The sequence below is a fragment of the Blastococcus sp. CT_GayMR20 genome, assembly GCF_004570345.1.
Map to the genome: position 1 here is coordinate 32,001 of NZ_SPQM01000009.1, position 26,929 is coordinate 58,929.

The window sequence follows — 26,929 nt, forward strand, 5'->3', positions numbered from 1 at the left end:
CTCTCCTCTGCCAGGGCTCGAGTCGGTTGCACACTACCTTATTCAACGGCTATTGCATGCAATGGTTGTGACATGCAACAGGCATGACATGCAACCCCCCTTGCATGACGTCATCACTCCGTGTTTAGTTGCGCACAACGGAAAGGCGCGGCACCGGCCGCCTGGACGACCACATCGACGTGGGCGCCCTCTTCCCGCCCCACCGGAAGAACGGAAGCCCCGCCCTGATGTCCAGCCGCACCGCGTCCATCGACCTTCCCTCGATCCCGCCCAGCGTGCCCGTGTCCCGTCACCTGGTCCTGGAGCTGCTGCGCGCGTGGGACGTCCCGCACGACCGCGAGGACGCGGCGCTGCTGGTCACCGAGCTCGTCTCCAACGTCGTCGACCACGTCGGCGGCGACTCGACGCTCACGCTGGAGGTCGGGGTGGCGGAGGATTGGTTGCGCATCGCCGTCATCGACGGATCCTCCGTGCGCCCCGTCGTCCAGCAGCTCTCGCTGGACCGGCCACGGGGCCGCGGCATGCGGATGGTGCAGGCGATCGCGGACCGCTGGGGGGCCGAGGACCACCGTGGCGGCAAGCGGGTGTGGTTCGAGCTTCGCCCGCCGCTCGACTGAGGCGAGGGTTTGCCGCCGGGGCCGACCGGGGACGGCTGGGGGGACTCTGATCAGCGACGAGAGGGGACTGCACGATGAGCGAGCCCACCGGTTCGACCCACGCCGCCGGCGAGGGCCTGTCCGACGAGGAGATGGTCGAGACCGTCGCCGGTCAGACCGACAGCGCCTCGGAGAACGCCGACACGGCCGGCAAGGACTGGAACGGCGACCCGAGCGACGCTCCGGCACCGACCGACCAGGCCTGAGGGCGCGGCGCCGTCCCGACCGGTGCAGCCCGGACGGGACGGTGCCGGCGCTGACAGACTGCGCCGGTGAGCACGGAGAATCCGGTCACGGCTGCCCCTCCTGCCCGGGTGCCGTCCGCTGCCCTGCGCCCTGCGCGCACCGTCGTCCGCTGGGCGGTGCGTCACGGGTTGCCCGCCGTCTACCTCGAGCGCGGCGCCCGCCACGGTGAACCGCTCGGCCGGCTGCTCCGCGACGGCGGGGTGCGCAACGAGCCTCACGCCCTCTACGAGCAGCTTCGCGCCCGCGGCCCCTTGACGACCGGCAGCCTCGGCCCGGTGACGACATCGCACCCGGTCGCCGGGGAAGTCCTCCGCTCGGACCGCTTCGGTGTCGGCTGGCACTGGTCCGCGGCCCCGGCACCGATCCGCTGGGCACTGCGGTTCGGCGACGACCCGGACGCGACCGGGGTCGCGGAGCCACCGTCCATGCTCGTCGTGGACCCACCGGACCACACCCGCTTCCGGCGGCTGGTGAACCGGGCCTTCACCCCGCGGGCGACCGCCGCCTTCGAGCCCGCCGTCCGGCGCACCGCGGATGCGCTGCTCGACGCCCTCGAACTGCGGTCGGCTGGTGTCGACGGCGAGGTGGACCTCGTCGAGACGTACGCCGCACAGCTGCCCGTCCTCGTCATCGCCGACCTGCTGGGCGTGCCCGCCGAGCGCCGGGTCGACTTCCTGCGGTGGGGCGCCGCCGCGGCCGCGACGCTGGACCCCGGCCTCCCCTTCCGCCGGTACGTGGCGTCCGAACGCGCCCTGCGGGCGATGCACGCCTTCCTCCGGGGGCACTTCGCCCGGTTGCGTCGGGACCCGGGCGAGGACCTGGTCAGCCGGCTGGTCGGTCTTCCCGAGGAGGAGGCGTTGACCGAGCGCGAGCTGCACGCGACCGTGATGCTGCTCCTGGGGGCCGGCTTCGAGACGACGATGAACCTGCTCGGCAACGCTGTCGTGCTGCTGGACGCCCACCGCGACCAGTGGGACGCCCTGCGGGCCGACCCCACCGGCTGGGACGGGGCGGTGGAGGAGGTCCTGCGCCACGACAGCCCGGTGCAGATCACCGGCCGGACCGCCAAGGACGACGTCGAGCTGGCGGGCCGCCACGTGCGCGCGGGCGCCCGGGTGACGGTGCTGCTCGGCGCCGCCAACCGCGACCCGGAGGTCTTCCCCGACCCGGCCCGGTTCGACATCGGCCGCGCCAATGCCCGTGACCACCTCGCCTTCTCGGCCGGGATCCACTACTGCGTCGGTGCCGGCCTGGCCCGGATGGAGGCCACGATCGGCCTGCGTGCGCTCACCGAGCGGTTCCCGAGGCTGCGGGTCAGCGGCCGCCCGGTGCGCCGGGACCTGCAGACACTGCGCGGCTTCGAGGTCCTCCCCGTCAGCCTGCGGGGGTGAGCATCCCGGCGCCGACCGTGGCGTTGGTCGCCTCGTCGATCAGGATGAAGCGACCGGTGACCCGGTTGCGGGTGTAGTCGTCGACGAACAGCGGCTGGGTGACCCTCAACTTCACGCGCCCGATGTCGTTGAGCCCGAGCTCGCCGGCGTCGGGGTCGCGGTGCAGCGTGTTCACGTCCAGCCGGTAGGCCAGTTCCTTGACCATCCCGCGGACCGTCCGCGTCGTGTGCTTGATCGCGATCCGCTGCCGCGGCCGCAGCGGCTCGTCGGCCATCCAGCAGACCAGCGCGTCGACGTCCTGGGTGGCGACGGGTGCGTTGGCGGGCCGGCAGATCAGGTCGCCCCGGGAGACGTCGACGTCGTCCTCGAGCCGGACGGTGACCGCCATGGGCGGGAAGGCCTCGTCCACGGGGCCGCGGGGGCCGTCGATCCCGGCGATCCGGGTGGTCAGGCCGCTGGGCAGCACCTGCACCTCGTCGCCGGGGCGGAGCACACCGCTGGCCACCGTGCCGGCGTAACCGCGGTAGTCGTGGAACGCGTCCGACTGCGGGCGGATGACGTACTGCACCGGGAAGCGTGGGTCGACCAGGTTGCGGTCGCTGGCGACGTGCACGTGCTCGAGGTGGTGCAGCAGCGTCGTCCCCTCGTACCAGGGGGTGTTCGGCGAGTGGGTGACCACGTTGTCGCCGTTCAGCGCCGAGATGGGGACGACGGTGAGGTCGGGGATGTTCAGCTTGGCGGCGAAGGCGCTGAACTCGTCGCGGATCTGCTCGTAGACGTCCTCGGACCAGTCGACGAGGTCCATCTTGTTGACCGCCACGACCAGGTGGGGCACGCGCAGCAGCGAGGCGAGGAACGCGTGCCGGCGGCTCTGCTCCAGCATTCCCTTGCGGGCGTCGACCAGGACGATCGCCAGGTCGGCGGTGGAGGCCCCGGTGACCATGTTCCGCGTGTACTGCACGTGGCCCGGGGTGTCGGCGAGGATGAACGTGCGCCGCGGCGTGCTGAAGTACCGGTAGGCGACGTCGATCGTGATGCCCTGCTCGCGCTCGGCGCGCAGCCCGTCGGTCAGCAGCGCGAGGTCGACGTAGTCGCCCTTGCTCGCGCGCTCGACCGCCTCGTACTGGTCCTCGAAGATCGCCTTGCTGTCGTAGAGCAGCCGGCCGATCAGCGTGCTCTTGCCGTCGTCGACGGACCCGGCGGTGGCGATCCGGAGGATGTCCTTGCGTGCGAGCACCCTGTCGTGCGCCTGCTCGGCGAGCGGTGAGTGCAGTGGGACCGCCATCAGAAGTAGCCCTCCTTCTTCCGGTCCTCCATGGCGGCGTCGCTGACCTTGTCGTCCCCACGGGTGGCGCCGCGCTCGGTCATGCGGGTCACCGCGATCTCGGCGATGACCTCCTCGACGGTGGTCGCCTCCGACAGGACCGCGGCGGTCAGGTTGGCGTCGCCCACGGTGCGGTAGCGGACGGTCTCCCGGCGGACCTGCTCGCCGTCCTTCGGCCGGATGAACTCGTTGACCGCGTAGAGCATCCCCTGTCGCTCGACGACGTCGCGTTCCTGCGCGAGGTACAGCGGGGGGATCGCGACGTTCTCGCGGAGGATGTACTGCCAGATGTCGAGCTCGGTCCAGTTCGACAGCGGGAAGACCCGGATCGACTCGCCGAGGTGGATCCGGCCGTTGTAGAGGTCCCAGATCTCCGGGCGCTGGTTCTTCGGGTCCCACTGGCCGAACTCGTCGCGGAAGGAGAACACCCGCTCCTTCGCCCGCGCCTTGTCCTCGTCGCGCCGTGCGCCGCCGAACAGGGCCGTGAACCCGTGCTCCTCCACCGCGTCGAGCAGCACAGGCGTCTGGATGCGGTTGCGGGAGCCGTTGGGCTCCTCCTTGACCGTGCCGGCGGCGATGGCGTCCGGAACGGAGGCGACGATCAGCTGGACGCCGAGCTCGGCCACCCGCTTGTCGCGGAACTCCAGCACGTCGGGGAAGTTCAGCCCGGTGTCCACGTGCATCACCGGGAACGGGATGCGGGCCGGGGCGAAGGCCTTGCGGGCCAGCTCCAGCATCACGATGGAGTCCTTGCCGCCGGAGAAGAGCAGCACGGGGCGCTCCAGCTCGGCCACGACCTCGCGGATCACGTGGATGGACTCGGCCTCGAGCGTCTCGAGCTGGCTCAGCCGGTAGTCGGGCAGCGTTACCGAACTGGTCATGCGCGGGGGGCTCCGGAGGTTCGACGGCAGTGCTCGGCCATGACGGCCAACCGCATCGGACTGGTGCGGATTCCCGACCAGTGTCCGCTATGACGAAGACCGCACCGCAGCCAGGATCGGTTCGGCCAGCTCCGGGCGGCAGACCACCAGGTCAGGCAGCCACGGATCGGGGTCGTTGTAGACCAGCGGGGTGCCGTCGAGTCGGCAGGTGGTGAGCCCGGCGGCACGCGCGACGGCGACCGGGGCCGCGGAGTCCCACTGGTACATGCCGCCGGCGTGCACGTAGGCGTCGACCTCGCCGCGGGCGACGGCCACGGTCTTGTAACCGGCGGAGCCGAGGGGGACGAGGTCGCCGTCGAGGGCAGCCGCGACTGCGTCGGCCTCGGCCGGGGGCCGGGTGCGGCTGACGGCGATGCGTGGCCGGGCGGCCGGGACCGCCGGGGGGACCGGCACCGCCGGGTCGGTCAGCAGGATCTCTCCGAGCGCCGGCAGGGCCACGGCGGCCGCGGCCAGCTCGCCGCCGGCCCAGAGGGCCACGTGCACCGCCCAGTCGTGGCGGCCGTCCCCGTACTCCCGGGTGCCGTCGAGCGGGTCGACGATCCAGACCCGGTCCGCGGTGAGCCGGCGCCGGTCGTCGACCGCCTCCTCGCTGAACACGGCGTCGTCCGGCCGTTCCTCCGACAGGACGGCGAGGATCGCTTCCTGTGCCGCGGCGTCCCCGGCGTCCCCGAGCGCACCGCCGGTCATCTTCCCGCCGCGCAGTTCCAGCAGGACGGCCGCGGCGGCCCGGGCCGCCTCCCCGGCGACGGTGACGTCGTCCACGTCAGTCCTCGCCGAGGGCGGTCGCGTCCGACGCCATGCTCGTGGGCCCCTCCCCGCCGGAGCCGTCGGTGATCGCACCGAAGTAGGCCTCGAGCTTCTCCCGGCGGGGCGTCACGAACAGCCCCCGCGCCTCGACCAGCGGCTGGTCGGGTGCCGCGGCGAGGGCGACGGTGCCGACGATGAGCGACTTGCGCCCGTCGCTCTCCGCCACGGAGCCGCGGAAGACCAGGGGCTCGCCGACCGGCAGGGGGCCGCGGTAGTCCAGCTCCAGGTGGGCGGTCATGCCCCAGACGCCGGCGGCGGCCGCGGTGTCCCCGAGGACCTGGTCCATGAGCAGCGCGCTCATGCCCCCGTGCACGTAGCTGGGGGGACCCTCGTAGGCGACGCCCAGCACCGCCTCCCCGGCCACCCCGTCGCCGGAGCGACGGAGCACCAGCGGTGGGGCCAGCGCGCTGCCCACCCCGGTCACGGGGTTGAAGACCCGGCGGCCGGTCCGTACGTCGTCGAGCGCGGACAGCTGCGAGGCCGGACGGCGCGCGGCGGCCAGCCGCTCGGTCACCTGGCGGACCAGCTCCGCGGCCGCGCGCACCTCGCCGGCCGGGACGGTGGTCGTCACCGACACCTCGATCAGCTCGCGCAGCGCCGTCGCGAGATCGGCTGCGGCGGCCAGCGGTTCGGTGTCGGGGATGGTCCCGGAGTCGTCCTTGGTCACGTCCGGATGCTGTCAGGACGGCGCGACCGGCTCCCCGCCGACCCCGGTGGCCGGCCGGTCCGCCGGGCCGGAGCGGGGGAGGCGGACGATGAAGGTCGCCCCCCTGCCCGGCGCAGTGGAGAGGTCCACGGTGCCGCCGTGCGCGGCCACGAGCGAGCTGACGATCGCCAGTCCGAGGCCGGTCCCGCCGGCCTCGCGGGTGCGCGAGGCGTCGGCCCGGTAGAAGCGCTCGAAGGCGCGTTCGGCGTCCGCGGGGTCCATGCCCGGGCCCTCGTCGGCCACCTGCAGGACCAGGCGGTCGGGATCGACGGCGTCCTGCGCCACGGTCAGCGTCACGCGGGTGCCGGGTGGGGTGTGCGTCAGCGCGTTCGTCACCAGGTTGCCGACGACCTGCCGCAGCCTGCCCTCGTCGCCCATCACCACGGGGACGTCGGTGAGCGAGTCGTCCAGGTGCAGGGCGACGGGCCGGTCGGGCTGCACGGCCGTGGCGTCGTGGACGGCGTCACCGGCGATGCCGGCGAGGTCCACCGGCCCGAAGGTGAGCGGGCGCTGCTGGTCCAGTCGGGCGAGCAGGAGGAGGTCCTCGACGAGCAGCCCCATCCGGGACCCCTCGGACTCGATGCGCTCCATCAGCCGGCGGACGTCCTCGTCGGTCCGGACGGCGCCCTGCCGGTAGAGCTCGGCGAAGCCGCGGATCGAGACCGCCTTCCGCGCCCAGCAGATCTCGGAGGAGCAGGCCCGCAGCTCGGAGAACCGGATGCGCCGCTTCGTCGCCGACGCCAGCCACGAGCTGCGCACCCCGCTGACCTCGATCCGCGGCTTCGCCGAGCTCTACCGGCAGGGCGCCGTCCGGACCGACGAGGACGTCCGCCGGCTGATGGAGCGCATCGAGTCCGAGGGGTCCCGGATGGGGCTGCTCGTCGAGGACCTCCTCCTGCTCGCCCGACTGGACCAGCAGCGCCCGCTCACCTTCGGGCCGGTGGACCTCGCCGGCATCGCCGGTGACGCCGTCCACGACGCCACGGCCGTGCAGCCCGACCGGCCCGTCGCCCTGCACCTGGACGACTCGCTCACCGACGTCCCCGTGGTGATGGGCGACGAGGGCAGGCTGCGGCAGGTCGTCGGCAACCTGGTGACGAACGCGCTGACGCACACCCCACCCGGCACCCGCGTGACGCTGACCGTGGCGCAGGACGCCGTCGATCCCGACCGCCTGGTCCTGCAGGTGGCCGACGAGGGCCCGGGCATGGACCCCGCGGACGCCGAACGCGCCTTCGAGCGCTTCTACCGGGCCGACGCCTCGCGCACCCGCGAGGCCGGCGGGACCGGCCTCGGACTGGCGATCGTCAGCTCGCTCGTGGCCGCGCACGGCGGCACCGTGGACCTCTCCACTGCGCCGGGCAGGGGGGCGACCTTCATCGTCCGCCTCCCCCGCTCCGGCCCGGCGGACCGGCCGGCCACCGGGGTCGGCGGGGAGCCGGTCGCGCCGTCCTGACAGCATCCGGACGTGACCAAGGACGACTCCGGGACCATCCCCGACACCGAACCGCTGGCCGCCGCAGCCGATCTCGCGACGGCGCTGCGCGAGCTGATCGAGGTGTCGGTGACGACCACCGTCCCGGCCGGCGAGGTGCGCGCGGCCGCGGAGCTGGTCCGCCAGGTGACCGAGCGGCTGGCCGCCGCGCGCCGTCCGGCCTCGCAGCTGTCCGCGCTCGACGACGTACGGACCGGCCGCCGGGTCTTCAACCCCGTGACCGGGGTGGGCAGCGCGCTGGCCCCACCGCTGGTGCTCCGTCGCTCCGGCGACGGGGTGGCCGGGGAGGCGGTGCTGGGCGTCGCCTACGAGGGTCCCCCCAGCTACGTGCACGGGGGCATGAGCGCGCTGCTCATGGACCAGGTCCTCGGGGACACCGCGGCCGCCGCCGGCGTCTGGGGCATGACCGCCCACCTGGAGCTGGACTACCGCGGCCCCCTGCCGGTCGGCGAGCCCCTGGTCTTCCGCGGCTCCGTGGCGGAGAGCGACGGGCGCAAGTCGCTCATCGTCGGCACCGTCGCCCTCGCCGCGGCACCCGACCAGCCGCTGGTCGAGGCGCGGGGGCTGTTCGTGACGCCCCGCCGGGAGAAGCTCGAGGCCTACTTCGGTGCGATCACCGACGGCTCCGGCGGGGAGGGGCCCACGAGCATGGCGTCGGACGCGACCGCCCTCGGCGAGGACTGACGTGGACGACGTCACCGTCGCCGGGGAGGCGGCCCGGGCCGCCGCGGCCGTCCTGCTGGAACTGCGCGGCGGGAAGATGACCGGCGGTGCGCTCGGGGACGCCGGGGACGCCGCGGCACAGGAAGCGATCCTCGCCGTCCTGTCGGAGGAACGGCCGGACGACGCCGTGTTCAGCGAGGAGGCGGTCGACGACCGGCGCCGGCTCACCGCGGACCGGGTCTGGATCGTCGACCCGCTCGACGGCACCCGGGAGTACGGGGACGGCCGCCACGACTGGGCGGTGCACGTGGCCCTCTGGGCCGGCGGCGAGCTGGCCGCGGCCGCCGTGGCCCTGCCGGCGCTCGGAGAGATCCTGCTGACCGACCCGGCGGTGCCGGTCCCCCCGGCGGTCCCGGCCGCCCGGCCACGCATCGCCGTCAGCCGCACCCGGCCCCCGGCCGAGGCCGACGCAGTCGCGGCTGCCCTCGACGGCGACCTCGTCCCCCTCGGCTCCGCCGGTTACAAGACCGTGGCCGTCGCCCGCGGCGAGGTCGACGCCTACGTGCACGCCGGCGGCATGTACCAGTGGGACTCCGCGGCCCCGGTCGCCGTCGCGCGTGCCGCCGGGCTCACCACCTGCCGACTCGACGGCACCCCGCTGGTCTACAACGACCCCGATCCGTGGCTGCCTGACCTGGTGGTCTGCCGCCCGGAGCTGGCCGAACCGATCCTGGCTGCGGTGCGGTCTTCGTCATAGCGGACACTGGTCGGGAATCCGCACCAGTCCGATGCGGTTGGCCGTCATGGCCGAGCACTGCCGTCGAACCTCCGGAGCCCCCCGCGCATGACCAGTTCGGTAACGCTGCCCGACTACCGGCTGAGCCAGCTCGAGACGCTCGAGGCCGAGTCCATCCACGTGATCCGCGAGGTCGTGGCCGAGCTGGAGCGCCCCGTGCTGCTCTTCTCCGGCGGCAAGGACTCCATCGTGATGCTGGAGCTGGCCCGCAAGGCCTTCGCCCCGGCCCGCATCCCGTTCCCGGTGATGCACGTGGACACCGGGCTGAACTTCCCCGACGTGCTGGAGTTCCGCGACAAGCGGGTGGCCGAGCTCGGCGTCCAGCTGATCGTCGCCTCCGTTCCGGACGCCATCGCCGCCGGCACGGTCAAGGAGGAGCCCAACGGCTCCCGCAACCGCATCCAGACGCCTGTGCTGCTCGACGCGGTGGAGGAGCACGGGTTCACGGCCCTGTTCGGCGGCGCACGGCGCGACGAGGACAAGGCGCGGGCGAAGGAGCGGGTGTTCTCCTTCCGCGACGAGTTCGGCCAGTGGGACCCGAAGAACCAGCGCCCGGAGATCTGGGACCTCTACAACGGCCGGATCCACCTCGGCGAGTCGATCCGGGTCTTCCCGCTGTCGAACTGGACCGAGCTCGACATCTGGCAGTACATCCTCCGCGAGAACGTCGCGATCCCCCCGCTGTACCTCGCGCAGGAACGCGACGTCGTCGAGCGACAGGGGATGCTCTACGCGGTCAACGAGTTCATCCGGCCGAAGGACGGCGAGCAGGTCCGCCGGGAGACCGTCCGCTACCGCACCGTGGGCGACGCCAACCTGACCGCCGCGGTCCTGTCGGAGGCGACCACCGTCGAGGAGGTCATCGCCGAGATCGCGGTGACCCGCATGACCGAGCGCGGCGCCACCCGTGGGGACGACAAGGTCAGCGACGCCGCCATGGAGGACCGGAAGAAGGAGGGCTACTTCTGATGGCGGTCCCACTGCACTCACCGCTCGCCGAGCAGGCGCACGACAGGGTGCTCGCACGCAAGGACATCCTCCGGATCGCCACCGCCGGGTCCGTCGACGACGGCAAGAGCACGCTGATCGGCCGGCTGCTCTACGACAGCAAGGCGATCTTCGAGGACCAGTACGAGGCGGTCGAGCGCGCGAGCAAGGGCGACTACGTCGACCTCGCGCTGCTGACCGACGGGCTGCGCGCCGAGCGCGAGCAGGGCATCACGATCGACGTCGCCTACCGGTACTTCAGCACGCCGCGGCGCACGTTCATCCTCGCCGACACCCCGGGCCACGTGCAGTACACGCGGAACATGGTCACCGGGGCCTCCACCGCCGACCTGGCGATCGTCCTGGTCGACGCCCGCAAGGGAATGCTGGAGCAGAGCCGCCGGCACGCGTTCCTCGCCTCGCTGCTGCGCGTGCCCCACCTGGTCGTGGCGGTCAACAAGATGGACCTCGTCGACTGGTCCGAGGACGTCTACGAGCAGATCCGCGACGAGTTCAGCGCCTTCGCCGCCAAGCTGAACATCCCCGACCTCACCGTCGTCCCCATCTCGGCGCTGAACGGCGACAACGTGGTCACCCACTCGCCGAACACCCCCTGGTACGAGGGGACGACGCTGCTGCACCACCTCGAGCACGTGCACGTCGCCAGCGACCGCAACCTGGTCGACCCACGCTTCCCGGTGCAGTACGTCATCCGCCCGCAGTCGGACGCGTTCCACGACTACCGCGGTTACGCCGGCACGGTGGCCAGCGGTGTGCTCCGCCCCGGCGACGAGGTGCAGGTGCTGCCCAGCGGCCTGACCACCCGGATCGCCGGGATCGACGGCCCCCGCGGCCCCGTGGACGAGGCCTTCCCGCCCATGGCGGTCACCGTCCGGCTCGAGGACGACGTCGACGTCTCCCGGGGCGACCTGATCTGCCGGCCCGCCAACGCACCCGTCGCCACCCAGGACGTCGACGCGCTGGTCTGCTGGATGGCCGACGAGCCGCTGCGGCCGCGGCAGCGGATCGCGATCAAGCACACGACGCGGACGGTCCGCGGGATGGTCAAGGAACTGGCCTACCGGCTGGACGTGAACACGCTGCACCGCGACCCCGACGCCGGCGAGCTCGGGCTCAACGACATCGGGCGCGTGAAGTTGAGGGTCACCCAGCCGCTGTTCGTCGACGACTACACCCGCAACCGGGTCACCGGTCGCTTCATCCTGATCGACGAGGCGACCAACGCCACGGTCGGCGCCGGGATGCTCACCCCCGCAGGCTGACGGGGAGGACCTCGAAGCCGCGCAGTGTCTGCAGGTCCCGGCGCACCGGGCGGCCGCTGACCCGCAGCCTCGGGAACCGCTCGGTGAGCGCACGCAGGCCGATCGTGGCCTCCATCCGGGCCAGGCCGGCACCGACGCAGTAGTGGATCCCGGCCGAGAAGGCGAGGTGGTCACGGGCATTGGCGCGGCCGATGTCGAACCGGGCCGGGTCGGGGAAGACCTCCGGGTCGCGGTTGGCGGCGCCGAGCAGCACCGTCACCCGGGCGCCCGCGCGCACGTGGCGGCCCGCCAGCTCGACGTCGTCCTTGGCGGTCCGGCCGGTGATCTGCACCGGGCTGTCGTGGCGCAGGACCTCCTCCACCGCCCCGTCCCAGCCGGTGGGGTCGGCCCGCAGGGCGTCCCACTGGTCGCGGTGGGCGTCCAGCAGCACGACAGCGTTGCCGAGCAGGTTCATCGTCGTCTCGAAGCCGGCCCCCAGGAGCAGCATCACGGTCGCGTGCAGCTCGCGCTCGGTCAACGCCTCCTCCTCGGGAAGACCGACCAGCCGGCTGACCAGGTCCTCGCCCGGGTCCCGACGCAACCGGGCGAAGTGCCCCCGGAGGAAGGCGTGCATCGCCCGCAGGGCGCGTTCGGACGCCACGTACCGGCGGAAGGGGAGGCCGGGGTCCAGCGTCGCGGCCGCGGCGGCGCCCCACCGCAGGAAGTCGACCCGGCGCTCGGCGGGCACGCCCAGCAGGTCGGCGATGACGAGGACGGGCAGCTGTGCGGCGTACGTCTCGACGAGGTCCACCTCGCCGTCGACACCAGCCGACCGCAGTTCGAGGGCGTCGAGCAGCGCATCCGCGGTGCGCCGGACGGCGGGCTCGAAGGCGGCGGTCGCCCGCGGGGTGAAGGCCCGGTTCACCAGCCGCCGGAAGCGGGTGTGGTCCGGTGGGTCCACGACGAGCATGGACGGTGGCTCCGCGACCCCGGTCGCGTCCGGGTCGTCGCCGAACCGCAGTGCCCAGCGGATCGGTGCCGGGGCCGCGGACCAGTGCCAGCCGACACCGAAGCGGTCCGAGCGGAGGACTTCCCCGGCGACCGGGTGCGATGTCGTCACCGGGCCGAGGCTGCCGGTCGTCAAGGGGCCGCGGGCGCGAAGCTGCTCGTAGAGGGCGTGAGGCTCGTTGCGCACCCCGCCGTCGCGGAGCAGCCGGCCGAGCGGTTCACCGTGGCGGGCGCCGCGCTCGAGGTAGACGGCGGGCAACCCGTGACGCACCGCCCAGCGGACGACGGTGCGCGCAGGGCGCAGGGCAGCGGACGGCACCCGGGCAGGAGGGGCAGCCGTGACCGGATTCTCCGTGCTCACCGGCGCAGTCTGTCAGCGCCGGCACCGTCCCGTCCGGGCTGCACCGGTCGGGACGGCGCCGCGCCCTCAGGCCTGGTCGGTCGGTGCCGGAGCGTCGCTCGGGTCGCCGTTCCAGTCCTTGCCGGCCGTGTCGGCGTTCTCCGAGGCGCTGTCGGTCTGACCGGCGACGGTCTCGACCATCTCCTCGTCGGACAGGCCCTCGCCGGCGGCGTGGGTCGAACCGGTGGGCTCGCTCATCGTGCAGTCCCCTCTCGTCGCTGATCAGAGTCCCCCCAGCCGTCCCCGGTCGGCCCCGGCGGCAAACCCTCGCCTCAGTCGAGCGGCGGGCGAAGCTCGAACCACACCCGCTTGCCGCCACGGTGGTCCTCGGCCCCCCAGCGGTCCGCGATCGCCTGCACCATCCGCATGCCGCGGCCCCGTGGCCGGTCCAGCGAGAGCTGCTGGACGACGGGGCGCACGGAGGATCCGTCGATGACGGCGATGCGCAACCAATCCTCCGCCACCCCGACCTCCAGCGTGAGCGTCGAGTCGCCGCCGACGTGGTCGACGACGTTGGAGACGAGCTCGGTGACCAGCAGCGCCGCGTCCTCGCGGTCGTGCGGGACGTCCCACGCGCGCAGCAGCTCCAGGACCAGGTGACGGGACACGGGCACGCTGGGCGGGATCGAGGGAAGGTCGATGGACGCGGTGCGGCTGGACATCAGGGCGGGGCTTCCGTTCTTCCGGTGGGGCGGGAAGAGGGCGCCCACGTCGATGTGGTCGTCCAGGCGGCCGGTGCCGCGCCTTTCCGTTGTGCGCAACTAAACACGGAGTGATGACGTCATGCAAGGGGGGTTGCATGTCATGCCTGTTGCATGTCACAACCATTGCATGCAATAGCCGTTGAATAAGGTAGTGTGCAACCGACTCGAGCCCTGGCAGAGGAGAGACCGTCGTGAGCGCGGAGCCGCAGAATGGTCCCTCCGGGGACGCCGCTGAGCGCGCCCTCGCCGACCTCGTGCGGGAGCTCGACCGGTGCGTCGGCGAGCTCGAGCAGGCACGGACGCGCGCCGAGAAGCTCCTCGAGCACCGACGGTCCGGCGGGCCCTGGCTGGAGATCGTGACCACGGAGTCGCGCCCGCTCATCGTGGAACGGATCTCGACGGTCCTGTCCTCGCTCGCCACCGCCGGTCACTCCTGGCGCCGCGAGCAGGCGGCTGCCCTGCAGGCCGAGCAGATCAGCATCAACCGGATCGCTGCGCTGTTCGGCGTGACCCGGCAGCGCATCTCGGCCCTGCTGAAGGAGCAGGACGCCGCGTCCGCGCCGACCGGCGACTGAAGGTCCCGTCACGCGGCGAGCCGGGTCTCCGCCGCGGCGGAGGAGCGCCGGGAGGCGAGCGCCAGCCCGAGGCGGATGTGGGCGGCGGCGAAGATGACGACGGCCACCTTCCCGGCGACCGGCAGGAACGGCCCCTCCAGGGCGGCGAACAGCACCGTGCCGACGGCGAGCAGGATGCCGGCGCCGCGTGGCAGGACGCGGGCCCGTTCGACCGCGAGCCCCATGAGGACCAGGCCGAGGAACCACAGCCCCGCGAGCGCCCCCGTGGAGCGCAGACCCACGGATCCGAGCAGCGGTCCCCCCAGGTCCAGCAGCTCGGGGTGCTCTCGCGCGATACCCGGGAAGAGGAACGCCTCGGCGAGGAAGAGCCCCGCGGCGACCACGACGCCCGGCACCGCCAGCACGGCTCCGCACAGCCCGAGGTTCCCGAGCCTCGATCCGTACGTGGCGATCAGTCCGGCCAGGCCGAGGACGGTCAGGATCCCGGCGAGGACCAGCGCGACGTGCAGCGCCGGCCACACCCACTGGCGGGAGGCCTCCGCGAAGCCGATGTCGAGGGCGTTCGGATGCACCAGCTCGGACAGGAAGAGCACCCCGGCGGCGATCCAGCATGCGCCGGCCCAGCGGGCGACGGTGTCCACGACTCCTCCCCTCGGTGGGGAGGTCCATGGTCGCGCTCCGTCCCGCGCTGGGACAGCCCTCAGGCGATGAGCTGGTCGATCGCCTTGTAGACCCGCTGCTCGGAGATCGGCCGCGGAGTGCCGATGCCCTGGGCGAAGAGTCCGACGCGCAGCTCCTCGATCATCCAGCGGATGCGGGCCACGGGGTCGTCGGGCCCACCGGTGGAGGGCACCTGCGCCCGCAGCTGGTCGTACTCGGCCGTCACGGCGGTGACCTGCCGCATCCAGAGCTCGTCGCGGGCGGCGTTGGCCGGCAGCTTGTCCAGCCGGTACCGCATGGCCTTCAGGTAGCGGACGACGTCGGGCAGCCGGCGCCGCCCGGTCGCGGCGACGAACCCGCGGTGCAGCAGCCCGCCCATCTGGCGGCGGAGATCGGCGATCGCCGCCTCGGGCACCCGTCGTCCCGGCGCCGCACCGATGGCGACCGCCACCTCGCGGGCCTCGGTGAGCACGGCCTCGACCTTCTGCACGGCGTCGACCGTCAGCCGGTGCAGGTCGGTCTTCGCGGCGGCCACCAGGGCCGCGAAGGCGGCCGCGTCGCGCGGCGGACCGCCGGCGGCGGCGATCAGTTCGTCGGCGGCCGCGTCCACGCAGTCGGCGACGAGGTCGGGGATCTCACCGTCCGGGTTGAACTGGAGCGCGAGCCTGGTGCGGGGGGACAGCGTCCTGACCACCTGCTTGACCGGTGACCCCGCGACGAGCACCAGCAGCCGTCGCGCACCGCGCCAGGTGAGCCGGGTGGCCTCCGCTTCGGTGGCGACCACGCGGATGCCGACGGTCTCCCCCTCGTCGACGAGCGCCGGGTACGCGGTCACGAGGTGGCCGCCGCGCTGGACCTCGACCGTGCGGGGCAGGTCGCCGATCGTCCAGTCGGTGAGGCGGCTCCGCTCGAGGTCCGAGGCCGCGCGGGCCAGGCTCGCCCGCGCCGTCGGTGCGACCTGCGCCTTGAGCGCGGCGAGGTCCTTCCCCACGGCCAGCGGTCGCTGCTGGTCGTCGAGCACCCGGAACGTCGCGCGCAGGTAGTCGGGCACCTGGTCCGGCGCCCACGCGTCCGGCGGGATCGTCACCGCCGTGGCGCGGCGCAGCTCGCGCTCGAGCGCCGGCAGCAGCGGCTCGCCGGGGTCGACGTGCGGGAGGACCTCGCGCACCCGGTCGGGGATCGGGACCAGCCCGCGGCGCACCTGCTTGGGCAGGGTGCGCAGCAGGGCGGTCACGAGTTCCTCGCGCAGCCCCGGCACGGTGAAGGCCAGCGACTCCCCCGAGGTCCGCTGAGCGACCCCGTCGAGGACGGCCAGCGGCACGTCGACCGTGACGCCGTCCTCGGCCGCCCCGGGGGCGAACGCGTAGGAGAGCGGCAGCGTCAGCCCCTGCGAGAGCTCCACCTCGTCGGGGTAGTCCTCGACCCGCACCTGACCGGCCGCGGCCGCGTTGGTGAGCATCTCGGGGGTGAAGCTGAGCAGGTCGGGCCGGTCGCGCCGCGCGGTCTTCCACCAGCGGTCGAAGTGCCGGGTCGACACGACGTCGGCGGGGAGCCGCGCGTCGTAGAGCTCGAACAACGTCTCCTCGTCGACCCGGATGTCCCGCCGGCGGGCCCGCTCCTCCAGCGCCGCCACCTGCTCGATCGCGCGCTGGTTGTCGGCCCAGAAGCGGTGGTGCGTCGTCCACTCCCCCTCGACGAGGGCGTGCCGGATGAACAGCTCCCGGGATATGACGGGGTCGATGGACCCGTACTGCACGCGGCGGCCCACCACGAGCGGCAGTCCGTAGAGGGTGACCCGCTCGGTCGCGACGACCGATCCCCGTTTGGCGTCCCAGCGGGGCTCGGAGTACTGCCGCTTGACCAGGTGCCCGGCGAGCCGCTCGACCGTCTCGGGATCGATGCGGGCCACGGTGCGGGCGAACAGCCGGCTGGTCTCGACGAGCTCGGCGGCCACCACCCATCGGGGGGGCTTCTTGGCCAACGGCGTGCCGGGCGCGATGACGAACCGGGTGTTGCGCGTCCCGAGGTACTCGCGGCTCGGCTTCTTGTCGCCCTTGGCCGGTTCCGCCTGCATCCCCACGTGCGACAGAAGGCCGGCGAGCAACGCCGCGTGGATGCCCTTCTCGTCCGGCTCGGCGGCCGGTTCGCCGAGGGTCATCCCGAGGCGCCGGGCGGTGCCCCTCAGCTGGCCGTGCAGGTCCTGCCACTCACGGATCCGGAGGTAGTGCAGGAACTCGCGCTTGACCGTGCGGCGGAACTGGTTGCCGCTCAGGGCGTCCTGCTGCTCGCCGAGGTAGCGCCAGAGGTTCAGCAGCGCCAGGAAGTCGGAGGTCTCGTCGGCGAAGCGCGCGTGCAGCTGGTCGGCTGCCTGCTGGTGCTCGCTCGGCCGTTCGCGCGGGTCCTGGATGGTCAGCCCCGCGGCGATGACCAGGACCTCCTCGAGAACGCCACGCTCGTTCGCCTCGACCACCATGCGGGCCATGCGCGGGTCCAGCGGGAGGGCGGCGAGTGCCCGGCCGGTCGCGGTGAGCTTCCCGTGCTCGTCGAGGGCGTGCAGCTCCTCGAGCAGGGCGAGTCCGTCGGCGACGGCCCGGCGGTCCGGCGGGTCGACGAACGGGAAGTCCTCGACGTCCCCGAGGTCGAGGGCCGCCATCTGCAGCAGGACCGAGGCCAGGTTGGTGCGCAGGATCTCCGGGTCGGTGAACTCCGGCCGCGCCTCGAAGTCGGCCTCGGTGTAGAGCCGGATGGCGATGCCGGGGCCCAGCCGCCCGCACCGGCCGGAGCGCTGCCGGGCCGACGCCTGGCTGACCGCCTCGATGGGCAGCCGCTGCACCTTCGTCCGGTGGCTGTACCGGGAGATGCGCGCCGTCCCCGGGTCGATCACGTAGCGGATGCCCGGCACGGTCAGCGAGGTCTCGGCGACGTTGGTGGCCAGCACGACCCGCCGTCCGGAATGGGGGGCGAAGACCTTGTGCTGGTTGGCGGCGGACAGTCGCGAGTACAGGGGGACGATCTCGGTGAACGGCAGGGCGCGTTCGCCGAGTGCGTCCTGGGTGTCGCGGATCTCCCGCTCGCCGGCCAGGAACACGAGGATGTCCCCCGGCCCCTCGGCGACCAGCTCGTCGACGGCGTCGACGATCGCGCTGACCTGGTCGCGGTCGGGATCGGCGTCCTCGTCGTCCGGGTCGACCACCGGCCGGTACCGCACCTCGACGGGATAGGTCCGCCCGCTGACCTCGACGACCGGCGCCCCCGCGAAGTGGGCCGCCACCCGCTCCACGTCGATCGTGGCCGAGGTGATGACGAGCTTCAGGTCGGGACGGCGGGGCAGCAGCTGGGCGAGGTAGCCCAGCAGGAAGTCGATGTTGAGGCTCCGCTCGTGCGCCTCGTCGAGGATGATCGTGTCGTACTGGCGCAGCAGCCGGTCGTGGGCGATCTCGGCGAGCAGGACGCCGTCGGTCATCAGTTTCACCAGCGTGCCGTCGGAGACGTTGTCGCTGAACCGCATCTTGAAGCCCACGACGTCGCCGAGCGGGGTGTCCAGCTCCTCGGCGATCCGCTCCGCGACGCTGCGAGCGGCGATGCGGCGCGGCTGGGTGTGCCCGATGCGGCCACGCACCCCGCGGCCCAGCTCCAGCGCGATCTTCGGCAGCTGGGTCGTCTTGCCCGAGCCGGTCTCCCCGGCGACGACGACCACCTGGGCGTCGCGCAGAGCCGCGGCGATGTCCTCCCTGCGCCGGCTCACCGGCAGCTCGTCGGGATAGCTGATCACCGGGACGGCAGCCCGCCGGCGCGCGATGCGGGCCTCGGCGGTGGCGACGTCGGCCGCGATCCGCTCGCGCTGCCGCTCGCGGGCGTGCGGGTCGCGCGTCGTCCGCAGGCCGTCCAGGCGCCGGCGCAGCCGGTGCTCGTCCGCGAGGGTCAGCTCCGGCAGCCGCGCCCGGAGATCCCCGACGGGGTCGCTGTGCGAAGCGCTCACGGGCGGTCTCGGGTTCCTCTCCGGGCGGGGCGGGTAGCTGGCGGGCGGCTCCAGGATCCCATCCGGCGCCGGTCGCGTCGGTCGGGCGGATCACATTGATTGCGCCGCGCAACTGATTGCGTGCGTCCTACAACCGGTTGTACGGTGCAATTCTTCCTTCGTCCTCCGGAGCCGCATGTCCGTCGCCGATGCACCGCGAGCCGCCGCGGACCCCGTCGACCGGGTCGCCCTGGTGCGCACCCTGGGCGAGCAGCTGCCCCGCTTCATGCGACTGATCCACGCGCTCAAGAGCCAGCTGGCGCGGACCGACAACCGCGACCGGGCCGCCCACGTGCTGCTCTTCCCGCTCGTCCGGCTGGGTCCGCTGCGTCAGGGAGCGCTCGCCGAGCTCGTGCACGCCGACCCCTCCACCGTGAGCCGGCACGTCGCGGCACTGGTCGAGCAGGGCCTGGTCCGGCGGGTCGCCGACGAATCCGACGGCCGGGCCAGCCGCCTGGTGGTCACCGACGCGGGTCACGCCGCGCTCGACGCGCTCCGCCGCGAGCGGGAGAACCACCTCGAGCACGTGCTGTCCGCATGGGACGACGGCGACCTCGCCGCGTTCACCGGCCTGTTCGGCCGCCTCCTCGACGACCTGACCGCCAGCCTGCCCGGGAACCCCGAGGCCGGCGGCACCTCTTCCCTCGACCCGAGAGAGATCCGATGAGCCAGTCCACCCGCACCAACGCGGCCGACCGCCGGGACGCCCGCGCGGCGGCCGCCGCCCCGGACGCCACCGGTGCGTTCACCCACCGGCAGATCCTCACCATCCTGGGCGGCCTGCTGCTCGGCATGTTCCTCGCCGCGCTGGACCAGACCGTCGTCTCGACGGCCATCCGGACGATCGCCGACGACCTGAACGGTTACGACCTCCAGGCCTGGGCGACGACGTCCTTCCTGATCACCTCGACGATCGCCACGCCGCTCTACGGCAAGCTGTCGGACCTCTACGGACGGCGGCCGTTCTACCTCTTCGCCATCGGGGTCTTCGTCGTCGGCTCGATGCTCTGCGGGCTGGCCGACTCGATGTACCAGCTGGCCGTCTACCGGGCCGTCCAGGGCATCGGCGCCGGTGGCCTGATGTCGCTGGCCCTGGCGATCATCGGCGACATCGTGCCGCCGCGGGAGCGCTCCCGGTACCAGGGCTTCTTCATGGCGGTGTTCGGCACCTCGAGCGTGCTGGGACCGGTCATCGGCGGCTTCCTGGCCGGCCAGGACTCGCTGCTGGGCATCACCGGCTGGCGCTGGATCTTCTACGTCAACGTGCCTCTGGGCCTGCTCGCGTTCGCCGTGGTGTGGCGGGTCCTGCACCTGCCACACCAGCGCCGCGACCACCGCATCGACTGGCCCGGCGCGCTCGCGCTGGTCACCTGCCTGGTGCCGCTGCTGATCATCGCCGAGCAGGGACGCACGTGGGGCTGGGACTCCGGCCGGGCACTGCTCTGCTACGCCATCGGCGCCGTCGGCTTCCTTCTGTTCGTGCTCGCCGAGCGGGCCTACCAGGACGACGCCCTGCTCCCGCTGCGGCTGTTCACGAACCGCAGCTTCGCCGTGGGCAGTGTCGGCAGCATCGTGCTCGGTGCCGGCATGTTCGGCGGCATCCTGCTGCTCCCGCAGTACCTGCAGATCGTGCACGGCTCGAGCCCGACGGTCGCCGGGCTGCAGATGATCCCGCTGGTCGCCGGCATCATGACCGGCGCGATGAGCTCGGGCATCGCGATCAGCAGGACGGGCAAGTACAAGGTGTTCCCGCTGGTCGGGATCGTGTTCATCGTCGTCGCGCTGGTCTCGATGTCACTGGTCCTCGAGGCCGACACGTCGGTGTGGACCCTCGTGCCGTTCATGGTCCTCATGGGCGTGGGCCTCGGCTTCAACTTCCAGCCGGTGATCCTCGCCGTCCAGAACGCCGTCTCCCCCCGGGAGATGGGGGTCGCCACGTCGTCGGTCACGTTCTTCCGCCAGATGGGCGGCACGATCGGCGTCGCGGCGTTCCTGTCGATCCTGTTCACCCGGCTGCCCACCGACATCGGCAGCCGCATCGCCGAGACGGCCGCGGCCGACCCGGAGGCCGCCGCTCAGGCCGCACAGCTGCAGGCGCAGGGGGTGGACGAGGTCCTCGCGGACACGACGGGCATCGCGAACTTCCCGCTGCTCGTCGAGCCGTTCCGCGAGGGCTTCACCGCATCGATCGACCTGGTGTTCCTCGTCGCGGCGGCCGTGGTGGCGATCGGCTTCTTCGTGCTGATCTTCCTGCCGCAGCTCCCGCTCAGCGACAAGTCGGGCATCCAGGCACTTCAGGAGGACGGGGCGCAGCCCGGCACCGCGGTGACCCCGGACGTCCCGGCCGACCAGCCGACGCAGTCGGTGGGAGCCTCGGCGCCGACGTCGACCGCGCCACCCGCGGGGACGGCGGAGGACCCGCGCCGCTGAGCACCACCGCTCCCTGAGGGCTGCCTCTCACGTCGGAGAGGCAGCCCTCAGCGCGTTCCCATGACGGGCGGGGGCTACACGAGCACCGGTGAAGGAAGAAGGATCTCGGTGTCGTCGGGGCGGTAGGTGCGCCATCGGCCGTCGGGTGGTCGTTCGACCCGGAATCCGTGGTGGACCTTGGTGTGATGGCGTTCGCAGAGCAGCGCGGAGTTTGCGACGCTTCGCTAATCTGCCCCCATGTCAGGGGTCAGAGCAGCGGCGGTCTACGCGCGGATCAGTAGCGACACAGAGGGCAAGGCCCTGGGCGTTACGCGCCAGCTGGAGGACTGCCGCCGCCTGGCCGCACAGCTGGGCTGGACCATCGCCCAGGAGTACGTGGACAACGACCTGTCGGCCTACTCCGGCAAGCGCCGCCCGGCCTACCAGCAGCTGCTGACGGACGTAGCGGACGGCCTGCGGGACGCGGTGATCTGCTACCACGTTGACCGGCTGACCCGCCGACCGGTGGAGTTGGAGCAGTTCGTCACCACCGTGGACGCCGCCGGAGTGCGGCAGGTCCGGTTCGTGTCCGGGGACATGGACCTCGGCACCGGGGACGGGCTGCTGATCGGAAGGATCATGGCGGCAGTGGCAGCGAATGAGTCAGCGGCCAAGAGCCGCCGCATGCGGCGCAAGTGGGAGCAGACCGCCGCCCAAGGGGTGCCGCATGGCGGCAGCGTCCGGCCGTTCGGATACGAGGCCGACCGGATCACCGTCCGCCCGGAGGAAGCCGAGGTCATCCGACAGCTGGTCGCCCGCTATCTGGCCGGGGAGAGCCTGCGGTCGCTGTGCACCTGGCTGACAGATCAGAGTGTGTCCACGGTGACCGGCGGCGAGTGGCGGTCACCCACGCTGCGCGGGCTGCTGCGCTCTGGCCGGATCGCCGGGCTGCGCGAGTACCGCGGCGAGGTCGTCGGCCCGGCGCAGTGGGCGCCGATCATCGATCCGGCCGATCGGGACCGAGTGCTGGCCCGCATGGCCGAGCGGGTGGCCAGCGGACGGCGGACCCCTCGCCGCTATGTCCTGTCGGGGCTGCTGCGGTGCGGAAAGTGCGGCGGCAAGCTCTACGCCTCCCGGCGCGAGACGTCCCGCCGCTACGTGTGCCTCCCCGGACCCGACCACGGCGGCTGCGGGCGCCTCACCGTCGTCGCTGAGCCCCTCGAGGCCATGCTGGTGGAGGCCGTCATGCAACGCTTGGACGGCCCGGAGCTGGCCGACACGCTGGCCGGCCGGCGCAGCGACTCCGCCGCCGCCGAGCTCAGCGACGGCCTGGCCGGCGACCAGGAGCAGCTCGACGAGCTGGCGGTGATGTTCGGCAAGCAGGAGATCAGCGCGCGCGAGTGGCGCGCGGCCCGCGAGCCGATCGAGCGGCGCATTCATGACCGGCAGCGTCGTCTATCGGCCCTGACGCAGACCGACGCCCTGACCGGCCTGCCGGGCAACGGCGGGCAGCTCCGCGACCAGTGGGAGTCCCTGAGCCTGTCCCGGCAGGCAGCGATCGTCGGAGCGGTGCTCGACCACGCGGTGATAGAGGCCGGTCAGCTAGGAGCGCGATCGCTGGACCCGTCCCGAGTGCGGGCGGTCTGGCGGCTGTGACGCCGACCGGGGCCGCCCCTTCCCGCGCTTCGCGCGGTTCGGGGTCTGCCCACCGGCGGCGGCAACAGCGCCGCCACCTGCCCGAGCACCTGCGGATCGGTCACGCGGACCGGCACACCCTGCGCGGCGCAGGACTCGGCCAGCCACTCGGCCACCTGGGCCGGGGTCAGCTTGGCCACGTCGGCCCGTTCGGGGACGTGGAGGAACAGTTGCGGTGCACGACGCGCTCCGGGGCATCGATCCAGTAAGGGATCGACCCCGGCGCCTACGCCCTCGGCTCGTTTCCTGCTCCGGCATCAGCAGGGTGCCGCCCACTCGACTGACTTTGTCGATGGACACGGGGATTGGGGTCCAGTCCGCCAGCGGGCCCGAGTGGGTGGCCCGGCAGCTCTTCCGCGTCCTCCGCAGGCTAGCGCGACTAGGCGAAGCGCTTCGCCGCACCCTGCCGAGTCATGCCAAGGGCCAGGCCGACCTCTTCCCAGGTGGCTCCGTGGGCTCTCGCCCGCCCGACGCTCTTCGTCAACTCGCGCTCTGCGCGCATGACGACGACGCGGGCCGCGACCACGTCCTGCAACAGGTAGGGCACCCGACCGCGCCGCCAGGTAGCGGTCCGGACGGAGCCGCGCCGAGTCGATGCCGGGGCGTCGTCCGCGTCGTCGTCCTGGGCTTCTACCAGCGCATTCTCGTCTGAGGCGTCTGCGTCGGAAGCCTCTTCAGCAGGGGGAAGCTGGGCGGGAAACGACGGGCGCGCTTCGCGCGCCGCCGGTGGCGTCGGGCGCCTCTGCGGTTGCCTCGGCTTTCGCCGCGCTGACTGGGGCATACGCGAGGATAGCGCAACCACAGTTACCAAGGCGGGGGAGTTATTCGCGGGGTTACCAAGGGCGCCTCCGGCGCCTGTGCCGTCCCCGACACGGGGCAGGCGGCCGTCAAGGGCGCTCCGCGCCGCTACGCGGTGCCTCCGGCACCCTTGACCGCCGCCGTCGGGCGGCGGTTCGCGAAGTGGCGCGACCGCAACGGGCAGTTGCGGGTCCGGGGGAAAGAACGCCCCCGACCCCCACCCGCCAAGCGGTCGGGGCGAAGGGTCGCCGTCAGTCCGCTTTGTCGGAGCCTTCCGACTTAGGCCGCGAAGCGTCCTCCTCGCCTGAAGCGGCCTTGGTCGTCCGGGCACGCTTAGGTGCGTCTGCCTTCATCGCTCGTGGTGCACGAGCCTTTGAGGTCCGCCCCTCCCTCTTGGCACGCCGTTCACTCCGCTCGGTCATCGCGTTCGCATAGTCCGCTGACGCGTGCCGGAGGGCGACCCGTGCCATGCCCAGATCCGTGAGATAGGGCCTCCCCGAGCTATCCCTGTTTGCCTCATCGATGTCCAGAGCGGACGGCGTGCCCTTCTTGATGTCGCGTTCCACAGCGGCCATCGAGCGATACCCGGCGTCCGCAAGCTCCTCTGCAAGAACTCCGAAGGTGTTGCGGGGAGCACGACGTCGGTCCGAGAAAAGTAGTCGGACGAGTGCTTCGACAGTGTTCAGGTTGACCTCAAGGTCACGCCCACCTTCGGCAATCGCAGAACTGGCTCGCTTAGCGGATCGGCCCGACTCTCGCGAGAACGTCTCGAATTGCCGATCCGCTACATAGAACAATCCGCTTAGGGCGTAGAAGTCGCGGCGCAACTCGCTAGGAATAGAAGCTTCACCCTTGTAGTCCAAGTAGTGCGAAACGTTCGCCCAAGCGTCCATGAGGATGGTGCGCACTTGCACCTCAAAGTCCAGGTCATGAAGCCCATCGTACCGGGGCCCGGACATGGACTTGCTGAATCGAATGACGTAGTGGACGGACATGTAGCCGAAGACGTCCTCGGCTGCCCCAAGGATCTTATTGTCCTCGCTGATGACATCGAATTCATCGCGCAGTAGTTGCCCGACCCGCTCAAGGTCAGACAGAAAGAGGCACACAACGCGTACCCCTGCGAGATCGAACGACTCCTTTGGCTCTTCGCCTTGCATGGTTTCTTGGCGCTTGACTTTTCCGAGGTAGCTTTCGCGAGTCTTCAGTCTGGATACGACCGAATGCACTTTGATCTTCCGCTGCGTCAGAAAGTGCTTGAGAGTGAATTCGCCTTCCTGGCGCAAGCGGTCGAAAGCTGAAGCAGTGGCGTCGTAGAACTCCTCAGGCGTCACCTCCGCCGGCGACCTGCTCGACTCGACACCCATGCGGCGACACGCTACGGGGCGGAGGTGTCACTCGCGATGTGTCGTCTTGCGAGCGCTGCTGTGTGCGGCCTACCCCGGCGGCTAATCGCCGTCCTCGACCTCGGCCAACCCTGGCGCGCCGTCGAGCCCTACCCCGTCGTATGAGACGGCAGCCAAGAATCGTGATCCAAAGTCTGTAGTCCGCAGGACGCCGCGCTCAATGTCGAATCCCTCTCGGCCTCGCGGATCGCTCTCGATCAACAACAGGAATTCCGGCCGCTCGTGCACCCATGAGTAACGCCCCTCGTCGACAAAGCTGCGCATATAGTCGACCTCAATCAGTCCGAGGCGAATCCAGTTGTCGATCCAGACCGGAAGGGAGGACTCCTCTTTCGGTTCATTAGTCTCGGAAAGATGCAAGGGGAGCAGATAGTTGAAGGCGATTACGCCGCCTTCGCCCTCCGGCGACTTGCGCGACACTCGTACCGCAGGAAGGAGCTTCGCGCGCAAGGTCTCAAGAAGCAGAGTCGCCTCTCCAGGAGAGAGCTGTCGGATCACTTCAGCGAAGGAGGGATGTGCATTACTCGAAACCCGGTCGTCCGTGGCTGTTGCGAGCAGACTCAAGTACATCTCCTTAAGGTCTGGCTCCTCGAACGAATAGCCAAGGCCTTGCATCGCGGGAATAGCCACCGAAGGTGATGGCGTAACGAGATGCTCGTCCGGGATGCCGGTCACCTTCTTGGCCATGTCCTCGTGGAACCCGGTGTCAAAGTATTCGCGCGAGAGCCCAAGAAAGCGCGCCAGCGGCTGGTAGACCTTCAAGAGCACTGCCTGCTTGATGGCGACACGGCGGGCGTAGCTCTCCGCAGCCGCTTTCATGTTTGGCGACTCTGTGGCCAGACCCTGCAGGGCGCTCTTGTCGTCCTTATCGTCGACGGCCTTCTTCGCTACGGATGCCGCTGCTTGGGCCGCCACTGGAACGATCTCGCCGCCCGTCATGCGGCAGACCATACGGGTCTAGTTGAGGGGGTGACCTTTGGACGAGCGAAGTTGTCGAGGCTGGTCTCGCCGCCGTTGATCCAGTGGATCAGGTGGTGGACGTCGCACCAGTGGCTCGGCGCTGCGCAGCCGGCGAACACGCAGGTGTGGTCTCTGACCTCGACCGCCCGGCGCAGGGATGGCGGGACGACCCGGTGCGAGCGTCCCAGCTCCAGGGGTTGTCCTTCGGGCCCGACGACCACCCGGGTGATGGTGCCGTCGCAGGCGAGCCAGCGTGCCCGTGCTGCCGAGATGTCCACCCCGAACCCCGTCGTCCCGGCGCCGGGACCGGTGGTGGGGTCGACGGGGTCGGCCAGCGGGATGGTGACGACGACGTGCGGCTTGACGGTGCGAAGGACCGGTAGTTCGCCGGTGGCCAGCGCGTTGTCGGCGAGTTGCACGAACGCGTCGCCCAGCTGCTGGGCGCGGCTGCGGGGGTCCTGGGCGGGCCGGTTGGCCTGGACGATGGACTCCAGTGCGGCCTGAACCTTCTGGCCGCCGACGGCGTCCAGTTCGAACCGGCCGGACACGCTGCCGTCGGCGTGCATGAACAACCTGAGCGACCGGTCCTCGGTGGGGTCGGGCTCGGATCCGTCGGGGTCGAGGCAGGCGAGGTGGTGGTGCACCACCCGGGCCAGGTGCCCGTGTTCCTGGGTGGCGGCGGTCTCGGCCAGCACCCGGTCGACCTCGGCGAGGTCGACGCCGTGCTCGGCGGCGGCGGCGAGGTTGTCCGGGGTGACCACCGGCGTGACGACGGCGACCTGCGCGCAGTCTGCCACGCGGACGGTGCGGGCGAGTTCGGCGTCGATCCGGTTCCGGGCCCGCACGAGTTCGGCCGTCCGGGCCGGCAGCTGCGGCGCCACCAGGACATGGAGGTCGTCGGCGGCGAGCGCGTCGAGTGCCGACCGCAGCCCGCCCATCAGACCTCCGAACCCCTTCGATCAGGTGTTCGAAGTCTACCGCCCCAGGAGGCCCTTCACCACATGAATCCCCAGGTCAGACCG

The 26,929-nt window shown here is 71.8% G+C and carries 25 protein-coding genes and 1 pseudogene; 12 read left to right on the forward strand and 14 right to left on the reverse strand.

What is annotated here, in order from left to right; translation table 11 throughout:
* Nucleotides 1-128 precede the first annotated feature (128 nt).
* The 3 genes from E4P40_RS04165 to E4P40_RS04170 all read left to right on the forward strand — a co-directional run bounded on the left by E4P40_RS04165 (nt 129) and on the right by E4P40_RS04170 (nt 2,293).
* Nucleotides 129-617, forward strand: a complete 489-nt coding sequence (locus tag E4P40_RS04165; RefSeq protein ID WP_245160132.1) for an ATP-binding protein — start codon at nt 129-131, stop codon at nt 615-617.
* A gap of 74 nt (nt 618-691) precedes the next feature.
* Nucleotides 692-862, forward strand: coding sequence for a hypothetical protein (locus tag E4P40_RS27910; RefSeq protein WP_167762102.1), 171 nt, complete (start codon nt 692-694; stop codon nt 860-862).
* 66 nt (nt 863-928) lie between these two features.
* Nucleotides 929-2,293, forward strand: coding sequence for a cytochrome P450 (locus tag E4P40_RS04170; RefSeq protein WP_135157602.1), 1,365 nt, complete (start codon nt 929-931; stop codon nt 2,291-2,293).
* On the opposite strand, the gene E4P40_RS04175 is transcribed toward E4P40_RS04170, so the two are convergent.
* The 5 genes from E4P40_RS04175 to E4P40_RS04195 all read right to left on the reverse strand — a co-directional run bounded on the left by E4P40_RS04175 (nt 2,277) and on the right by E4P40_RS04195 (nt 6,830).
* The gene (locus E4P40_RS04175; RefSeq protein WP_135157604.1) at nt 2,277-3,578 is read right to left on the reverse strand and encodes a GTP-binding protein; all 1,302 of its coding nucleotides are present in this window, start codon (nt 3,576-3,578) and stop codon (nt 2,277-2,279) included. The genes E4P40_RS04170 and E4P40_RS04175 overlap by 17 nt on opposite strands.
* Nucleotides 3,578-4,480, reverse strand: coding sequence for a sulfate adenylyltransferase subunit CysD (cysD, locus tag E4P40_RS04180; protein WP_209305188.1), 903 nt, complete (start codon nt 4,478-4,480; stop codon nt 3,578-3,580). Before cysD (E4P40_RS04180) ends, E4P40_RS04175 begins: the two co-directional genes overlap by 1 nt.
* Before the next feature lie 105 nt (nt 4,481-4,585).
* Nucleotides 4,586-5,320 carry an inositol monophosphatase family protein gene (locus E4P40_RS04185; RefSeq protein WP_135157622.1) on the reverse strand — a complete coding sequence of 245 codons (735 nt, stop codon included), beginning with the start codon at nt 5,318-5,320 and terminating at the stop codon, nt 4,586-4,588.
* A gap of 1 nt (nt 5,321) precedes the next feature.
* On the reverse strand, nt 5,322-6,032 hold the full coding sequence (locus tag E4P40_RS04190; RefSeq protein ID WP_135157624.1) for a hotdog domain-containing protein: 711 nt from the start codon (nt 6,030-6,032) through the stop codon (nt 5,322-5,324).
* Nucleotides 6,033-6,044: 12 nt separating this feature from the next.
* Nucleotides 6,045-6,830: a HAMP domain-containing sensor histidine kinase gene (locus E4P40_RS04195; RefSeq protein WP_280790573.1), complete on the reverse strand. Its 786-nt coding sequence runs from the start codon at nt 6,828-6,830 to the stop codon at nt 6,045-6,047.
* On the opposite strand from E4P40_RS04195, the gene E4P40_RS04200 reads away from it, so the two are divergent.
* From E4P40_RS04200 to E4P40_RS04220, 5 genes are all read left to right on the forward strand, one after another.
* On the forward strand, nt 6,790-7,527 hold the full coding sequence (locus E4P40_RS04200; RefSeq protein ID WP_135157628.1) for a HAMP domain-containing sensor histidine kinase: 738 nt from the start codon (nt 6,790-6,792) through the stop codon (nt 7,525-7,527). The two genes, E4P40_RS04195 and E4P40_RS04200, sit on opposite strands and share 41 nt — an antisense overlap.
* A 12-nt stretch (nt 7,528-7,539) precedes the next feature.
* A complete protein-coding gene (locus E4P40_RS04205; RefSeq protein ID WP_135157624.1) occupies nt 7,540-8,250 on the forward strand; it encodes a hotdog domain-containing protein in 711 nt (236 codons plus the stop codon).
* A gap of 1 nt (nt 8,251) precedes the next feature.
* Nucleotides 8,252-8,986 (forward strand): inositol monophosphatase family protein, encoded by a 735-nt coding sequence (locus E4P40_RS04210; RefSeq protein ID WP_135157622.1) that lies wholly within the window; start codon nt 8,252-8,254, stop codon nt 8,984-8,986.
* Nucleotides 8,987-9,091: 105 nt separating this feature from the next.
* Entirely contained in the window at nt 9,092-9,994 is a 903-nt protein-coding gene (cysD, locus tag E4P40_RS04215; protein WP_209305188.1) for a sulfate adenylyltransferase subunit CysD, read from the forward strand.
* Nucleotides 9,994-11,295, forward strand: a complete 1,302-nt coding sequence (locus E4P40_RS04220) for a GTP-binding protein (RefSeq protein WP_135157604.1) — start codon at nt 9,994-9,996, stop codon at nt 11,293-11,295. The genes cysD (E4P40_RS04215) and E4P40_RS04220 overlap by 1 nt, the downstream gene beginning before the upstream one ends.
* Here the strand turns inward: E4P40_RS04220 and E4P40_RS04225 are convergent.
* From E4P40_RS04225 to E4P40_RS04230, 3 genes are all read right to left on the reverse strand, one after another.
* Nucleotides 11,279-12,643 (reverse strand): cytochrome P450, encoded by a 1,365-nt coding sequence (locus tag E4P40_RS04225; RefSeq protein WP_135157602.1) that lies wholly within the window; start codon nt 12,641-12,643, stop codon nt 11,279-11,281. The genes E4P40_RS04220 and E4P40_RS04225 overlap by 17 nt on opposite strands.
* A 66-nt stretch (nt 12,644-12,709) precedes the next feature.
* Nucleotides 12,710-12,880: a hypothetical protein gene (locus E4P40_RS27915; protein WP_167762102.1), complete on the reverse strand. Its 171-nt coding sequence runs from the start codon at nt 12,878-12,880 to the stop codon at nt 12,710-12,712.
* 74 nt (nt 12,881-12,954) lie between these two features.
* On the reverse strand, nt 12,955-13,443 hold the full coding sequence (locus tag E4P40_RS04230) for an ATP-binding protein (RefSeq protein ID WP_245160132.1): 489 nt from the start codon (nt 13,441-13,443) through the stop codon (nt 12,955-12,957).
* 134 nt (nt 13,444-13,577) lie between these two features.
* Here E4P40_RS04230 and E4P40_RS04235 point away from each other — a divergent pair, with 134 nt between their 5' ends.
* Nucleotides 13,578-13,961, forward strand: coding sequence for a hypothetical protein (locus E4P40_RS04235; RefSeq protein ID WP_135157600.1), 384 nt, complete (start codon nt 13,578-13,580; stop codon nt 13,959-13,961).
* Between the two features lie 8 nt (nt 13,962-13,969).
* Here E4P40_RS04235 and E4P40_RS04240 read toward each other — a convergent pair whose 3' ends face one another.
* Both E4P40_RS04240 and hrpA read right to left on the reverse strand, forming a co-directional pair.
* The gene (locus E4P40_RS04240; protein ID WP_135157598.1) at nt 13,970-14,602 is read right to left on the reverse strand and encodes a hypothetical protein; all 633 of its coding nucleotides are present in this window, start codon (nt 14,600-14,602) and stop codon (nt 13,970-13,972) included.
* 59 nt (nt 14,603-14,661) lie between these two features.
* Nucleotides 14,662-18,600, reverse strand: coding sequence for an ATP-dependent RNA helicase HrpA (hrpA, locus tag E4P40_RS04245; protein WP_135157596.1), 3,939 nt, complete (start codon nt 18,598-18,600; stop codon nt 14,662-14,664).
* 175 nt (nt 18,601-18,775) lie between these two features.
* On the opposite strand from hrpA, the gene E4P40_RS04250 reads away from it, so the two are divergent.
* Together E4P40_RS04250 and E4P40_RS04255 are read left to right on the forward strand one after the other, a co-directional pair.
* The gene (locus E4P40_RS04250; protein ID WP_135157594.1) at nt 18,776-19,306 is read left to right on the forward strand and encodes a MarR family transcriptional regulator; all 531 of its coding nucleotides are present in this window, start codon (nt 18,776-18,778) and stop codon (nt 19,304-19,306) included.
* Complete coding sequence (locus E4P40_RS04255; protein WP_135157592.1) at nt 19,303-21,069, forward strand: MDR family MFS transporter; 1,767 nt, start codon at nt 19,303-19,305, stop codon at nt 21,067-21,069. The genes E4P40_RS04250 and E4P40_RS04255 overlap by 4 nt, the downstream gene beginning before the upstream one ends.
* A gap of 74 nt (nt 21,070-21,143) precedes the next feature.
* Here the strand turns inward: E4P40_RS04255 and E4P40_RS28790 are convergent.
* Nucleotides 21,144-21,290: pseudogene (locus E4P40_RS28790) on the reverse strand (endonuclease); the annotation flags it as partial.
* 16 nt (nt 21,291-21,306) lie between these two features.
* Between E4P40_RS28790 and E4P40_RS04265 the strand changes: the two are divergent.
* Nucleotides 21,307-22,704: a recombinase family protein gene (locus E4P40_RS04265; RefSeq protein ID WP_135157590.1), complete on the forward strand. Its 1,398-nt coding sequence runs from the start codon at nt 21,307-21,309 to the stop codon at nt 22,702-22,704.
* Between the two features lie 1,088 nt (nt 22,705-23,792).
* On the opposite strand, the gene E4P40_RS04275 is transcribed toward E4P40_RS04265, so the two are convergent.
* The 3 genes from E4P40_RS04275 to E4P40_RS04285 form a co-directional block, all read right to left on the reverse strand.
* Nucleotides 23,793-24,908: a hypothetical protein gene (locus E4P40_RS04275; protein WP_135157586.1), complete on the reverse strand. Its 1,116-nt coding sequence runs from the start codon at nt 24,906-24,908 to the stop codon at nt 23,793-23,795.
* Between the two features lie 81 nt (nt 24,909-24,989).
* Nucleotides 24,990-25,886: a DUF4393 domain-containing protein gene (locus E4P40_RS04280; RefSeq protein ID WP_167762101.1), complete on the reverse strand. Its 897-nt coding sequence runs from the start codon at nt 25,884-25,886 to the stop codon at nt 24,990-24,992.
* Entirely contained in the window at nt 25,883-26,845 is a 963-nt protein-coding gene (locus E4P40_RS04285; protein ID WP_135157582.1) for an HNH endonuclease signature motif containing protein, read from the reverse strand. Before E4P40_RS04285 ends, E4P40_RS04280 begins: the two co-directional genes overlap by 4 nt.
* Between the last annotated feature and the right edge of the window lie 84 nt (nt 26,846-26,929).

Coding starts and splice junctions, on each gene's coding strand:
- E4P40_RS27910 (WP_167762102.1), top strand. CDS start 692: ATGAGCGAGCCCACCGGTTCGACCCACGCCGCCGGCGAGGGCCTGTCC.
- E4P40_RS04175 (WP_135157604.1), bottom strand. CDS start 3,578: ATGGCGGTCCCACTGCACTCACCGCTCGCCGAGCAGGCGCACGACAGG.
- E4P40_RS04200 (WP_135157628.1), top strand. CDS start 6,790: ATGCGCCGCTTCGTCGCCGACGCCAGCCACGAGCTGCGCACCCCGCTG.
- E4P40_RS04220 (WP_135157604.1), top strand. CDS start 9,994: ATGGCGGTCCCACTGCACTCACCGCTCGCCGAGCAGGCGCACGACAGG.
- E4P40_RS27915 (WP_167762102.1), bottom strand. CDS start 12,880: ATGAGCGAGCCCACCGGTTCGACCCACGCCGCCGGCGAGGGCCTGTCC.
- E4P40_RS04250 (WP_135157594.1), top strand. CDS start 18,776: ATGTCCGTCGCCGATGCACCGCGAGCCGCCGCGGACCCCGTCGACCGG.
- E4P40_RS04255 (WP_135157592.1), top strand. CDS start 19,303: ATGAGCCAGTCCACCCGCACCAACGCGGCCGACCGCCGGGACGCCCGC.
- E4P40_RS04265 (WP_135157590.1), top strand. CDS start 21,307: ATGTCAGGGGTCAGAGCAGCGGCGGTCTACGCGCGGATCAGTAGCGAC.
- E4P40_RS04275 (WP_135157586.1), bottom strand. CDS start 24,908: ATGGGTGTCGAGTCGAGCAGGTCGCCGGCGGAGGTGACGCCTGAGGAG.
- E4P40_RS04280 (WP_167762101.1), bottom strand. CDS start 25,886: ATGACGGGCGGCGAGATCGTTCCAGTGGCGGCCCAAGCAGCGGCATCC.
- E4P40_RS04285 (WP_135157582.1), bottom strand. CDS start 26,845: ATGGGCGGGCTGCGGTCGGCACTCGACGCGCTCGCCGCCGACGACCTC.